Raw genomic sequence first — 12,923 nt, 5'->3', positions numbered from 1 at the left:
TCCCACCCTGCCGGTCGCCGGTTGGTGGCGTCAATGACACGCACCCCACGATTCGCGCCATCAGCGGCCTCCTTCAGAGGGCCTGAAGGGTGCGTGCTAAGCTTCAGGTTACCTGAAGGTTTGGAGGTCTTCGTGGAACACCTGCTGCTGTCCATCCATGTGCTGGCCGGGATCGTGTTCGTGGGCGGCTCGGGCATCGCGGCCAGCCTCTTCCCGCGCTACGTGCCGGTCGCGGACCCGGTCCCGGCCGGCGTGGCGACCGGGACGGCCGGGTCCCGCGCGGGGGTGGCGTCAGCCGGGGACGGCCTCTTGAGCACGGAGGGCAGCGTGGCGGTGGCCGGAGCCGGGGCGGAGGCGGGCGGGCACGGCGAGGCGGACGGGCGCAGCCGGGCCGTGGCGGTCGCGATGCACCGCATCACCCGTGGCTACAGCCTGGCCGGGATCATCGTGCCGGCCGCCGGCATCGTGCTGGCGTTCGTGCAGGGCCGTACCGGGGAGATCTGGATCACCCTGGCGATGGTCCTGACCGCGGCGGCCGGGCTGCTGCTGGCCGTGCAGATCTACCCCCGCCAGCGCGACGCCCTGGCCACCCCCGGCGACCGGGCGCGGCTGAAGCCCCTGTCCATGCTGGCCGGCGTCTACAACCTGCTGTGGGCCGTGGTCGTCGTCCTGATGATCGTCCGTCCGGGCGCGGAGGGTTGAGGCCGGTGCGCGCGCTCCGCGTCGCGGTCTCCGTCGAGACCCTCTCGCTGGCGGTCCTGCTGGTGAACCTGTTCACCGTCCACGTGCCCGCGGTGGCCTCGCTGGTCGGCCCGCTGCACGGCGGGGCGTACCTCGCCGTCATCATCCTCACCACGCTGGCCCCCGGCAGCGCCGGGACCGGCGCGCGGTGGCGCGCCTGGGTCCCGGTGATCGGCGGCCTGCTCGCCCTCGCCCGGCTCCGCCGCGTGGCACAGCCGGCCTGACCGGCGGGACCCCGGCCACCGCCGGCGGCTACGAACGGTCGTCGCGCTGGTGGGCCATCGAGGCGCCGCCGGTCCTCTCGCCCTCCCCGTCCTCGATCGAGCCGGGCGAGTAGTAGCGCCGCAGCCAGTCGGCCAGCCCGTCGAGGCCGGGCAGCAGGACGCGCTCGGTGATGTTCGCCTGGTCCAGCCTCTGCCTGATCTCGGCCTTGACCGCGGCCGGGATCAGCCACGCCCGCGCGAGCCCCGGGTTCTCCCGCAGCCACCGTTCGAGCTGGTACGTCGGCGACGAGAAGACCGACAGCACCGACGACTGGTTGACCACCCGCTCGTCCAGCGAGGGCGGCTCGAAGAAGGCCAGGAACGGCGCGTCGTCACCGCCCAGCCGGTCGAAGCAGGTCAGGTCGGGGGCGACCTCTGCCAGCATCTCCGTGGTGAACACCAGCGCCCCTTCGGTGTCGAGCGAGCGGCGCAGCGGCGCGGGCAGCAGCCGGTGCGCGCCCGCGCAGTCCACGGCCAGCAGCAGGCCGTCGTCGTCCGGCCAGGACGCGGTGGTGAAGTGCAGGGCGACGAGCGGGGAGAAGGTCCAGTCCAGCAGGCGGGTGGGCAGGCCGTGGTGCTGGCCCAGGGCCAGCCAGTCCCACAGGGTCGGGCCGGGCGCGCGGCGGTGCGCGTACTTCCGGAAGTTCCTGATCAGATGCGACTCGACGCCCGCGTAGTCGCCGCGCAGCCGCGCCAGCCCCGACATGTGGGAGTACGTGCTGCGCGCCAGCCCCCGGAAGACCAGCGTGGAATGCGCGTGCGCCGCCCCGTCGCGCCGCCCGGCCTCACTGATCGCGTCGTCCAGCTCCCGCCAGGACGACACCTTGTGCACTTTCACTCTGCATCCGTTGCCCCCGGCCGTCCCTCCCACACATCAGGGCCCTCGACAACCGCGCCCGCGGACCCTAGGTTCGTTGTGACGTGGATCACCATCCCCCCGACGAGGTGACGTGCCATGGCCGTTGATCGGGCGACCGCCGGCTTGCTCAAGCAGTTCGCGGAGGCGGGCGGCAGACCGCTGCACGAGCAGAGCGTCGCGGAGGCGCGCGCGGTCAGCGCCATGCTCAGCGGGCTGAGCGGCAAGGGGCCGGAGATGGCCCGCGTGGCGGAGGTCACCGTCCCGGCCGAGGACGGCGCCGCGTTCCCCGCCCGCGTCCTGACGCCGACCGCGGCCCCGCGCGGCGTCATCGTGTACTACCACGGCGGCGGCTGGGTCCTGGGCGGCATCGACGAGTTCGACACCCTGGGCAGGGAGCTGGCCGCCCGGACGGGCTGCGAGGTCGTCCTGCCCGCCTACCGGCTCGCGCCCGAGCACCGCTACCCCACCGCCGCCCGCGACGCCTACTCCGCGCTGCTCTGGACGGCCGCCGCCAGGCCCGGCCTGCCGATCGTGGTGGCGGGCGACAGCGCCGGCGGCAACCTGGCGGCCGTCGTGGCCCAGCGCGCCAGGGACGAGGGCGGCCCGGCCATCGCGTTACAGGTGCTCGTCTACCCGGTCACCGACTGCGACCTGGACCGGGACTCCTACTACGACCCGGAGAACCAGCTCCTGCTCACTCGGGACGCGGTGGCCTGGTTCTGGGACCACTACGCGCCCGACCACGTCCGGCGCGCCGAGCCCGACGCCTCTCCCCTGCGCGCCGGGGACCTGTCCGGCCTGCCGCCCGCGGTCGTGCTGACCGCCGAGCACGACGTGCTGCGCGAGGAGGGCGAGACGTACGCCGAACGGCTGCGCCAGGCGGGCGTGCCGGTCGAGCTCCGGCGGTTCGAGGGCCAGATGCACGTCTTCTTCACGCTGGTGAACGTGCTGCCCGCGAGCGCCGACGCGCTGGCCATGGTGGCCGAGGCCGTGGCCCGGCGCCTGGCCTGACGGGCGCGCGGGGCCGGGAGTCCGCACCGGGCCGGAGCATGGTGCCACCTCAGCCGGCGAAGAGCTGGGTGAGCTTCAGGAACAGCTCGTACACCCCGTACGCGAACGGCAGCCCCACCCACGACCACGCCAGCGTCATCAGCGCGGCGCGCCGGCCCTCCGGCCTGTCCTGGCTCATCTCGTCCGCCCCTTCTCCGTCACCTGCTCCTGCCATCCCGCCACCCGCTCGTGGTGTCTCTCGTGCACCGGCCTGATCAGCTCGTTGGCCAGGAAGCCCACGGCGAGCAGCCCGATCATGATGAACAGCGAGGTCGTGTAGAGCTCGGGGCCCGAGCGCCCGGCGGCCTTCTGCGCGTCGGCGATCGCGTTGACGATCAGCGGGCCGAGCACGCCGGCGGTGGACCAGGCGGTGAGCAGGCGGCCGTGGATCGCGCCGACCTGGTAGGTGCCGAACAGGTCCTTCAGGTAGGCGGGGACGGTGGCGAAGCCGCCGCCGTAGAAGGACAGGATGCCCAGCGCGCACCCGATGAACAGCGGCTTGGAGGTGTCGCCCGCCAGGGCGATGGCGAGGTAGAGCAGCGCGCCGACGCCCAGGTAGACGCGGTACATGTTCTTGCGCCCGATCAGGTCGGAGGTGGAGGACCAGACGAACCGCCCGGCCATGTTGGCCAGCGACAGCAGCGCCACGAACCCGGCCGCCGCCCCGGCCGCGACGGCCGCGGAGGTGCCGGCGAAGAAGTCGACGATCATCGGCGCGGCCTTCTCCAGGATGCCGATGCCGGCGGTGACGTTGCAGCACAGCACGATCCACAGCAGGTAGAACTGCGGGGTGCGGATCGCGTTGCGGGCCGACACGTCGGCCGTGGTGACCAGCGGCCGGAGCCGGACGGCCGCGGCCGGCCGCCGTCCCCGGGGCGTCCAGCCGGGGGGCGGCACCCGTACGAGGAGCACGCCCATCGACATGAACCCGGCGTAGACGACGCCGTGCACGAGGAACGTCGTGGCGATCCCGCCGGTGCTCGCGCCGAAGGAGGCCAACATCTGCGCCGACCACGGCGAGGCGATGAGCGCGCCCCCGCCGAACCCCATGATCGCGATGCCGGTGGCCATGCCGGGCCGGTCGGGGAACCACTTGATCAGCGTGGAGACGGGTGAGATGTAGCCGATGCCCAGCCCGATCCCGCCCACGAAGCCGTAGCCGAGCACGACCAGCCAGTACTGGCGGGTGATCACGCCCAGCGCGGACAGCAGGAAGCCGGAGGAGAAGCAGGTCATCGAGACGAACATGGCCCAGCGGGGCCCGTTGCGCTCGACGAGCGTGCCGCCGAAGGCCGCCGACAGGCCGAGCATGACGATGCCGAGTTGGAACGGCAGCGCGCTCTGCGTGCCCGACAGGCCCAGCGCGGATTCGAGCGGTGGCTTGAAGACGCTCCACGCGTACGCCTGCCCGATGGCCAGATGCACGGAGAGCGCCGCGGGCGGCACGAGCCACCGGCTCCAGGTGGGCGCCGCCACGGTGCGGGAACGGCTGAGGAAACTGGCGAACCTGGTGCTGTCTGCCACGCCTCACCGGTACCACATACCGTATGCAGTATTGAGCATTCCGGCGATCTTTACGATGAGTGGTCCGATCCTCTCGATGAACGGCCGTTCTCAGGGACGTCGGCGATGCGCCGCCACGCGGTGAGGAACGTCTCAGAGATCACGTCCGCCGTGTCGTCGGGCGAGCCCGTACGGCGGGCGGCGTACTGATGGATGGCCGGGTAGTGCGCGTTGTAGATCGCTTCCAAGCGGTCTCGCGCGCCCGGTGGATGGCTCACGGATGGTTCTCCTCGTGCCAAAGTGCTGGACATCTCGTACATGTCCGGCACCTTTTCCGAGTGTTTCACCCCGCCGTCGCGGACCGCCGTTTGCAGGGATCTCCTCCGTTCGGTCGCATCGCAGATCAAGGTCCAGGGAACCGCCGACCATAATCGAGGGAGCGGCAGCGGGCGGACGAGGAGGCGGCGATGATCATGGAGACGACCGGCGAGCCGGAGATCAAGATCGGGGCGGGCCGCGTGCGGGGGCGCGTCGAGGACGGCATCGCCGTCTTCCGCGGCATCCCGTTCGGCCGGCCGCCGGTCGGCGACCTGCGCTTCGGCGCGCCCGTCCCGCCCGAGCCGTGGGACGGCACGCGTGACTGCGCGGCCTTCGGCCCGCCGCCGCCCCAGCCGCCCGCTCCCGGCACGCCGGCCGTGCCCGAGCGTCCGGGAGAGAGCTGGCTGACGGTCAACGTGTGGTCGCCCGCCCTCGACCCGGCCGCCCGGCTGCCGGTGATGGTGTGGATCTACGGGGGCGCGTACAAGGGCGGCAGGTCCGGCGACTCCGTGTACGACGGGGCGCGGCTGGCCCGCGAGGGGAACGCGGTGGTCGTCACCCTCAACTACCGGGTCGGCATGGAGGGGTTCGGGCAGATCGAGGGGGCGCCGGCCAACCGGGGGCTGCTCGACCAGGTGGCCGCCCTGGAGTGGGTGCGGGAGAACATCGCCGCGTTCGGGGGCGACCAGGGACGGGTGACGGTGTTCGGCGAGTCGGCGGGGGCCGGGTCGGTCGCCGCGCTCATGGCCATGCCGCGGGCCGCCGGCCTGTTCGCGCGGGCGATCGCGCAGAGCGTGCCGGGCACCTACTTCTCGGCCGCGCTGGCCGGCGACATCGCCGCCGTCCTGGCCGCCGAGGCGGGCCTGCGGCCCACCGTCGCCGACCTGGCCGGCGTCGAGCCCGCCCGGCTGGTCACGGTCACCGAGGCGATCACGCCCAGGATGGCCGGGTACGAGCACCGCTGGGGCGCCGTGGCCCGCACCATCACCCCGTACTCACCGGTCGTGGACGGTGACGTCCTGCCCAGCGACCCGTGGGCCGCGCTGGCCGGCGGCGCCGGCCGCGACGTCGAGCTGATCGCAGGCCACACCCGCGACGAGTACCGGCTGTTCACCCAGCTGGGGCAGGCGGGCGACGACGACGACCTGCTGCGCTCGTTCGCGCCCGGCCTGGAGCAGGGCTACCGGGACGCCTTCCCCGAGGCGGAGCCGGGGCTGCTGGGCGAGCTGGTCCGGTCCGACTGGCTGTTCCGCATGCCGTCCGTGCGGCTGGCCGAGGCGCAGGCGGAGGGCGGCGGCGTGGCCTACGCCTACGAGCTGACCTGGCCCACCCCCGCCCTCGGGGGCGCGCTGGGGGCCTGTCACGGGCTGGACGTGCCGCTGGTGTTCGGCAACCTGAGCAGCGGGATGGCCGCGTTCTTCCTCGGTGAGCGGGTGACGCCCGAGGCGGAGACCGTCTCGGCCGGGTTCCGGCGCGCGTGGACGGGCTTCGCGGCGGGCGACGGGCCGGGATGGGAGCCGTACGACGCGGGGCGGCGGCTGACGCGCCTCTTCGACGTCCGGCTGTCGGTCGTGCCCTACCCGGAGGAGGCGTCCCGCCGCCTGTGGGCCTCCCACCCGTTCACCGCGCTCCCCCTCCTCGGCTGAACCGCCCCGCACCGGAGCGAGCCCTCGTCGGCCGGGCGGCCCTCCCGGCCTCCTCCTCCCGAACTTTGTTCTGTAGAGTGGTGGGGCATGACGGACATCTTCGACGACCTCGTGGCCGAGTACGAGCAGCTCGACGCCGTCCTGGCCGCCCTCACGCCCGCGCAGTGGTCCCACCCGTCGGCCGCCGCCGGCTGGACCGTCTCCGACGTGGTGCTGCACCTGGCCCAGTCCGAGGAGCTCGTGCTCGCCTCACTGGCCGGCGAGCTGTCGGGCCCGCACGCTCCCGGCGAGGTCGACGCCGTGGCCGCCGCCGCCGTGGCCGCCCAGCGCGACATCGCGCCCGCCGACCTGCTGGCGCGCTGGCGCGCGGCCGTCTCGCGCACGCCCGCCGCGCTGCGTGGCCATCCCCGGGGCAGCCGCCTGAGCTGGGTGGCCGCCACCCTGTCGCCCGCGACCATGGCCACCACCCGGCTGGCCGAGCACTGGGCCCACGCCCACGACATCACGGAGCCGCTCGGCATCGCCTACCCCGACACGGCGCGGCTGCGGCACATCGCCTGGCTGGGGCACCGCACGCTGCCGTACGCGTTCGACGTGGAGGGGCTGTCCGGCGGGCCCGTCCGCTGCGAGCTGACCGCGCCCGACGGCGACCTGTGGCGCTTCGGCGACCCGGCCGCCCCGTCGGCCATCACCGGGCCGGCCGCCGACTTCTGCCGCGTGGGCGCCCGCCGCCTGGCCCCGTCGGACTCGGCGCTGAAGGCCACCGGCCCGCACGGCGCCGAGGCACTCGCCGTCCTGCGCAACTACGCCTTCTGACGCTCAGCCGATCACCCGCGCCCAGCCGGCCGCCCCCGAGCCCCGGCCCGGCCGCCCGCCCCCGAGCCCCGGCCCAACCGGTCGCCTGCCGCTCCCGGCTCAGCCGATCATGCCGCCCAGGCGGCCTTCGAGCATCAGCAGCAGCTCCGCCAGCAGGTCGGCCAGCTCCCGCTCCTTGCCCGGGGGCAGGCCGGCGAGCAGCGCGGTCTCGTACTCGAGCTGCTCGGGCATCAGCCGCATGATGAACTCCCTGCCGCGCCCGGTCAGCGACAGGTGGGCCACCCGTCGGTCACGGTCGTCGACGCGCCGGGCGACCAGGCCGATCTCCTCCAGGCGGCGCACCCGCTTGGTCACGGCCGCGCCCGAGGCGAACGTCTCCCGCGCCAGCCTGCCCGGCGTCAGCTCGCCGCCCACCCGGAGCAGGGCGCACAGCAGGTCGTACTCGGCCCGGTTGACCCCGGCCCGGCCCAGCGGGGCGTCGGTGGCCTGCTGCAGGAGGGCGGTGCACCGGTTGAGCCGGCCGATGACGGCGATGGTGTCGAGGTCGGCGTCGGGGAGGACCTTCCGCCACTGGCGCAGCGCGACCGCCACGGCGTCCTCCACGGGCCCGTCCCTTCCTGTCATGTACGGTGGCTCCGATCGTACGCGCCGGCCCCGCTCCCCCGATCCCGCGGTCGTCACCCCGCTACGCGGTCAGCTCGGCGAGCCTGTGGTGGCCGGCCCGTTCGGCGGCGGCGATGCGTTCCTGCGGCAGCGCCGCGCCCCACCACTCGCCCGCCGCCAGGTCGGCGGCCTCACGCAACTCCACGAGCGCGGCCCGCAACCGCTCCCGTGACGGCGGGCCCTCCGGCAGCGGCTCGCCGACCAGGCGTTCCAGCCGGTCGAGACCGTCCCGCACGCGCTGGGCCGCCCGCCGGTCGGGCAGCAGCACGCAGGCCAGCAGCCCGGCGGCGGCTCCCAGGCAGGTGTCCAGCCACCGGTCGGCCACCAGCGCCGGCACCGGCCCGGCGCCCGCGAACTCGGTCATCAGCATCGCCATCGGCGCCACGAACACGCTGCCCAGCCAGTAGTTGCGGGTGATGGCCGCCTCCGTGACGAACTGCAGCGCCAGCACGGCCAGGATGAGCGCGAGCGCGCCGAGCCTGGTGACGGGCGCCACCAGGGTGAACAGCGCGACGCCGAGGAGGTTGCCGACGACGCGTTGCAGGGCCCGGCTCCAGGACATGGTGGTGTTGGCGGCGAACACGGCCGCGGCGGTCACCACCGCCCAGTACGGCCGCCCCACGCCCAGCGCCATCGACACCCATCCGGCCGCCGCCGCCCCCGCGGCCACCATGCCGACCACCCGCACGCCGCGCGCCACCCGGGCCCAGCGGGACCGAAGCCGCCCGGCGCCCCCCGGAGCCGCCGGCACGCCCGCACCCCACGTCGCGGCCGGCGGGGGCGTGGACGGCTCGGGGCCCGCCTGTTCGGCGGCGATTCCGGCCAGTTCCGCCCGCTCGGCGGCCTCGGTCCGGGGGTCGCCGGCCGGGGGCCGGGGCAGCGGGCGGCCCTTGCGCAGGTCGCGCGCCCACGCCACGAACAGCTCCGCGTCGGCCTCATCCGCCTCACCTGCCACCTGGACGCCGACCTCACGCACCTCCCCCGCCACCCGGACGCCGGCCTCACGCACCTCGCCCACCACCTGGGCGCCGGCCTCGGCGGACGGCCGGGCGTGCGCACGCGCGCTCCCGCTCGTCCCGCCCCGGTCCGCCACGGCCTCGGCCGCGTGCGCCGGGAGGCCCGTGCGGGCGGCGGCCGACTCCGCGCGGACCAGGAGGCGGCGCAGGCCCTCGTGGTGGCCGCCGGAGCGCAGCAGGGTCTGCCAGGCGGCGTTGACGGCCGCGGCGGCCGCGTGACGTGCCTGGTGGGAGTCACCGGTCGCCGCCCGGCCCGGCCGGAGGCGGAGGAGGCGGGCGGTGGATTCCAGGGCTCGGGCGACGGCGACGCGTTCGGGGCCGTCCCGGCGGACCAGGCCGGGCGCCATGCCCACCGCCCACGCCACGGCCCCGCCCAGCAGCCCGAGCGCCAGGTGCGCGGGCACGTCGGCGAGGTGCTGGTGCGGGACGAAGGCGGCACTGGCGGCGATGAACGTGAGCACCACGTTGCCCGGCGGGCCGATCCGGGTGGCGTCGCAGACGGCCTTGTGCAGCCCGGCCAGGAGGGCGGCCACCGCCACCCGGATGGCGACCGAGTCGGTGAGCGCGGCCGTGACCAGGGCGGCGGCGGTGCCGGCCAGCATCCCCAGCACGACCCACGCCAGAGCCCCGGCCCGCGCCGCGTAGGGCAGGCCGTGACCGTACAGGGCGCACATGGCGCCCGCGGAGGCGTACAGGACCAGGTCCAGCCGTCCCGCCGCGAAGAGCCCGAGCAGCACGACGGCCAGCGCGGCGACGCCGCTGAGGGCGGGCTTGTGCCAGACGTCGCCGAGCGGCGCCAGGCGCAGCGCGGCGCGGACGGGCATGCGGACACGAGGACGGGACCGGGGGAAGGGGATGGCACTCACCCAGAAAGTTTAGCTTATGTTTTACTTGTGAAATAACAGATCGGCCCAGGTGAGAGGCCTGACGCCGGTGGAATCCACGGGTGAGCGGTGCGGACCGCGCCGAGAGGCACACCCCTGGGAGTCAGGGGTCGGCGCCGCGGACCGCGCGGTCCGCGGCGGCGATGAGGGGGCTGTCGCGGTAGCGCTGCCAGCCGGCCCGGAGGCGGTGCAGCTCGTCGCGGACCCGGGCCGAGGCGATCAGGTGGACGTCGTCGCCGAGGCCGAGCGCGGTGACCGCGGCCTGCTCCGGGTCGCCGGCGCGGAGGTGGGCGTGGGCCGCCCGCAGTCCGATCAGCACCCGGGTACGCAGCTCCACGGGCCGGCGGGCGTCCATGGAGGCGGTGAAGTGGCGGGCGGCGGTGGCGTGGTCGCCGAGCTGGGTCAGGGTGAGCCCGATCTGGTGCTCCAGGGACTCGCGCCGGTAGTTGCCGGTCCACTCCGTCTCGGGCGGGGAGTCGGCACGTTCGAGCTCGGTCTCGGTACGGCGCAGCAGGTTGAGCGCGTCCCAGCGGGTGCCGGCGGCGGCGTGCGCCTCGGCGCGCATGCCGGTGATCCAGGCCAGCGTGCGCCGGGGGCCGCGCCCGCCGAGCGCCGAGGCGGCCGCGTCGGCCAGCGATAACGCCTCGCCGTCATGGCCCAGCTCGGCGGCCTGCACGGCCATGCTGCGTAACGCCGTCGCGCGCAGCACCAGGTCATCGGCCTCGTCGGCGAGCCGCACGGTGCTGATGTAGTAGCGCTGGGCCAGCGCGTTCGCGCCGGCGTCCATGGCCATGTACGCGGCCAGGTAGCTCAGCTCGGCCGCCGCCGCGAACAGGTCGGGACGGGTCCGGCCCGTCGCCTCCCGCAGCAGCGGCGTGACCTCGTGGGACAGGTAGGCGGCCACGGCGGCGCGGGCGTGGCCGCCGCCGTACCGGTCGTCGAGGTCGGCGAAGCTGGCGGTGGCGGCGCGCAGGCGGGCCACCTCGCCGGCGCCCGGCCGGCCGCGCGGGGGCCGCGGCGGGTGGTACCCGGTCTGCCTGGCGGACAGGGTGGTGAGCGCGGCCAGGGTGAACGTGCCCGCGGTCAGCACCGTACGCCGGTTGAGCAGGTCGTCCTCCCCCAGCGTGGCCAGCCGGGCCACCGGGTCGCCGCCCCACGGGTCGTCGGCCGGCGGCCACCCGCGCGGCGGATCGGGCCAGCCGAGGTGCGCCGGGGTGAGGTCGGCCCGGTTGAGCCGCCGGCGGAACGCCTCCACGGCGGCGCGCACCGCCTCGGGGCGGGGGACCGTGCCGGTCAGCCAGTGCCCCACCGCCGAGCGGTCGTAGTGGATCCGCTCGCCGCTCTCGGCGGCCACGGCGTTGACGTGCCGCGCGGTGGCGGCGTGCGTCCAGCCGGCCTGCTCGATCAGCGCGGCGAGAGCCCGGTTCACGACCGGACGGGTGCGCCGTGGCGGCATCGCAACTTCACATCGCTTCACATCGCCGTCCCCTCGACGATGCGCCGTACGCAGCGCACCGTCAATAGTGCGGACGGTGACGCGCCGACCACCCGGCGGCGGCACCGCGAGCCGGAAGAGAAAGGACGACGGCGTCCCGAGCCGGGGAAGGAAGATCGCTGACGACGGCGCCCCGAGCCGGGGGGAGAAGGAGGAGGCATGGTAGGCACCCTTGCCGCCGAAGTGGCACACGGCGAGCTGCTGGCCGCGCTGGCGGGACGGCCCCTGGTCGTCATCGACCGGTTCTGCACCGCCCTGCGTACCGGTTACACCGGCCCCATGCCCATCGAGGCGTTACGGCCCGCACTGAGCATCGGCTGCTACGCGGCGTGGCACCCCGCGCTGCCCGGCATGGCCGTCTCCGCCGAGGAGCACGGCCGGGTGCGCTCGGTGGCCGAGCGGCGGGGCTGGCCGCGCCGGGTGCGGCACGACGCCGCGCGGCACCTGGTCAAGCTCGACCGCCCGCCCGTCATCCTCACCTCGCACGCCGGCGCCCAGCTCCAGGAGCTGGCGGAGCCCGGCGGCACGGTCGCGGCGATCGACCCGGGGGTGCGGGCCACGATCGAGGCCCGGCATCTCTTCGACGACCTGCTGCGCGCGGCCGGGGTGCCCGCCGTGGCGCGCGTGCGGTGCGTGCCGGCCGAGCGGCTGCCGAGCCTGGCGGAGCTGCGCAAGGCGGTGGGCAGCGACCGGGTCGTGGTGCAGGCGGGCGGCACGTTCGGGGGGCGCGGCACCGTGGTGGTCTCGGACGACGACGACATGGCGCGGGCGGCCCGGCTGCTGGGGCCGTACCGGGTGGCGGCGTACGTGGACGGCTGGCCGTGCGCCGTCACCGTGCTCAGCGTCCCGGACGGCGAGGGCGGCGTCAGCGTGTACGTGGACCGCCCCTCCCACGTGGCGACCGGCGTCCCGGAGCTGGGTGTGGGCCCGTTGCACAACGCCGGCCACGACTGGTCACGCCCCTGGCCGGTGCCGGCCGCCGCGCTGCTCATGGAGTGCGCGGAGCGGATCGCCGTCTGGGGCTGGCGCCGCTACGGCGTCGCCGGGATGTTCAGCCTGAGAGCGCTGCTGACCCCGGGCGAGCGCGTCTACCTGTCGGCGATCAGGTGGCGCTGCGACGAGAGCACCGAGGTCTCGGCGGCCAACCAGCAGGCCGTGGGCGTGCCGCCGTTCGTGCTGGCGCACTTGGTGGTGATGCTGGGCGGGCGGGTGAGCTGGCTGGCGGACGCGCAGGAGTTCAACCAGCTCAGCCTGATGCGCGCCACCCAGCGCGGCGGGCCCTTCTCGATCAGGGTACGGCTGGGCGGCGACTCCCCCGTGCGCGTCGTGGCCGGTCAGGGCTCCGGCGTCTACCGGCTGGACAGCGCAGGCCGCCCGCGCCTGGCCCGGCGCGCCGCGCACGCGTCCGAGGCGGACGCCGACCAGGGCGAGTTCCTGCTCGCGGACCTGCCGGGGCCGGACGTCATCTGCCGGCCCGGCGCCGACCTTGCCACGGTCGAGGCCGTGACGGAAGGGGCCACGCAGCCGTTCCACGGGCCCTCCAGCGCCTCGCCCTTCACCCGCCGCGTGGCGGCGGCCGTCGCAGACCTCTTCGCGCCCGCCGATCCGTGACGGCGGGCACCCCGGGTCTCCGGTCGCCGGCACGCGGCTTTCAGCGGGCCGCCAGGAC

General features: G+C 75.1%; 13 protein-coding genes. 6 read left to right on the top strand and 7 right to left on the bottom strand.

The features are described 5' to 3' along the window. Positions 1-132: 132 nt before the first annotated feature. Positions 133-702, top strand: coding sequence for a membrane protein (locus IO39_RS08910; RefSeq protein ID WP_043619340.1), 570 nt, complete (start codon positions 133-135; stop codon positions 700-702). Between the two features lie 5 nt (positions 703-707). Beyond that, on the top strand, positions 708-965 hold the full coding sequence (locus IO39_RS08905; RefSeq protein ID WP_043618924.1) for a hypothetical protein: 258 nt from the start codon (positions 708-710) through the stop codon (positions 963-965). A gap of 28 nt (positions 966-993) precedes the next feature. Here IO39_RS08905 and IO39_RS08900 read toward each other — a convergent pair whose 3' ends face one another. Beyond that, a complete protein-coding gene (locus IO39_RS08900) occupies positions 994-1,842 on the bottom strand; it encodes an FRG domain-containing protein (RefSeq protein WP_084772525.1) in 849 nt (282 codons plus the stop codon). A gap of 117 nt (positions 1,843-1,959) precedes the next feature. Between IO39_RS08900 and IO39_RS08895 the strand changes: the two genes are divergently transcribed. Next, positions 1,960-2,874, top strand: coding sequence for an alpha/beta hydrolase (locus IO39_RS08895; RefSeq protein WP_043618922.1), 915 nt, complete (start codon positions 1,960-1,962; stop codon positions 2,872-2,874). A gap of 49 nt (positions 2,875-2,923) precedes the next feature. Here the strand turns inward: IO39_RS08895 and IO39_RS58805 are convergent, their stop codons facing one another. The 3 genes from IO39_RS58805 to IO39_RS52360 are packed head-to-tail and all read right to left on the bottom strand — an operon-like array spanning position 2,924 to position 4,736. Continuing rightward, positions 2,924-3,052: an MFS transporter small subunit gene (locus tag IO39_RS58805; RefSeq protein ID WP_281200061.1), complete on the bottom strand. Its 129-nt coding sequence runs from the start codon at positions 3,050-3,052 to the stop codon at positions 2,924-2,926. Beyond that, positions 3,049-4,437: an OFA family MFS transporter gene (locus tag IO39_RS08890; protein WP_043618920.1), complete on the bottom strand. Its 1,389-nt coding sequence runs from the start codon at positions 4,435-4,437 to the stop codon at positions 3,049-3,051. The genes IO39_RS58805 and IO39_RS08890 overlap by 4 nt, the downstream gene beginning before the upstream one ends. A gap of 50 nt (positions 4,438-4,487) precedes the next feature. Continuing rightward, positions 4,488-4,736, bottom strand: a complete 249-nt coding sequence (locus IO39_RS52360; RefSeq protein WP_245641873.1) for an RNA polymerase sigma factor — start codon at positions 4,734-4,736, stop codon at positions 4,488-4,490. Positions 4,737-4,883: 147 nt separating this feature from the next. On the opposite strand from IO39_RS52360, the gene IO39_RS08885 reads away from it, so the two are divergent. Together IO39_RS08885 and IO39_RS08880 are read left to right on the top strand one after the other, a co-directional pair. After that, positions 4,884-6,380: a carboxylesterase/lipase family protein gene (locus tag IO39_RS08885; protein ID WP_245641872.1), complete on the top strand. Its 1,497-nt coding sequence runs from the start codon at positions 4,884-4,886 to the stop codon at positions 6,378-6,380. 87 nt (positions 6,381-6,467) lie between these two features. Continuing rightward, the gene (locus IO39_RS08880) at positions 6,468-7,196 is read left to right on the top strand and encodes a maleylpyruvate isomerase family mycothiol-dependent enzyme (RefSeq protein ID WP_043618917.1); all 729 of its coding nucleotides are present in this window, start codon (positions 6,468-6,470) and stop codon (positions 7,194-7,196) included. Between the two features lie 99 nt (positions 7,197-7,295). On the opposite strand, the gene IO39_RS08875 is transcribed toward IO39_RS08880, so the two are convergent. From IO39_RS08875 to IO39_RS08865, 3 genes are all read right to left on the bottom strand, one after another. Beyond that, positions 7,296-7,820 carry a MarR family winged helix-turn-helix transcriptional regulator gene (locus IO39_RS08875; protein ID WP_043618913.1) on the bottom strand — a complete coding sequence of 175 codons (525 nt, stop codon included), beginning with the start codon at positions 7,818-7,820 and terminating at the stop codon, positions 7,296-7,298. A 61-nt stretch (positions 7,821-7,881) separates the two neighbouring features. Next, positions 7,882-9,741, bottom strand: a complete 1,860-nt coding sequence (locus IO39_RS58800; RefSeq protein ID WP_211266943.1) for an FUSC family protein — start codon at positions 9,739-9,741, stop codon at positions 7,882-7,884. A gap of 121 nt (positions 9,742-9,862) precedes the next feature. Then, a complete protein-coding gene (locus IO39_RS08865; protein WP_211266942.1) occupies positions 9,863-11,188 on the bottom strand; it encodes an NsdA family TPR-like regulatory protein in 1,326 nt (441 codons plus the stop codon). Between the two features lie 225 nt (positions 11,189-11,413). Here IO39_RS08865 and IO39_RS08860 point away from each other — a divergent pair, with 225 nt between their 5' ends. Beyond that, positions 11,414-12,865: a hypothetical protein gene (locus IO39_RS08860; RefSeq protein WP_157548064.1), complete on the top strand. Its 1,452-nt coding sequence runs from the start codon at positions 11,414-11,416 to the stop codon at positions 12,863-12,865. The last annotated feature ends 58 nt before the right edge of the window (positions 12,866-12,923 follow it).

This window comes from Nonomuraea candida, assembly GCF_000725485.1.
Lineage (GTDB): Bacteria > Actinomycetota > Actinomycetes > Streptosporangiales > Streptosporangiaceae > Nonomuraea > Nonomuraea candida.
The sequence above is the reverse complement of the archived record's forward strand: the minus strand, read 5'-3'. Positions and strand labels throughout refer to the sequence as shown.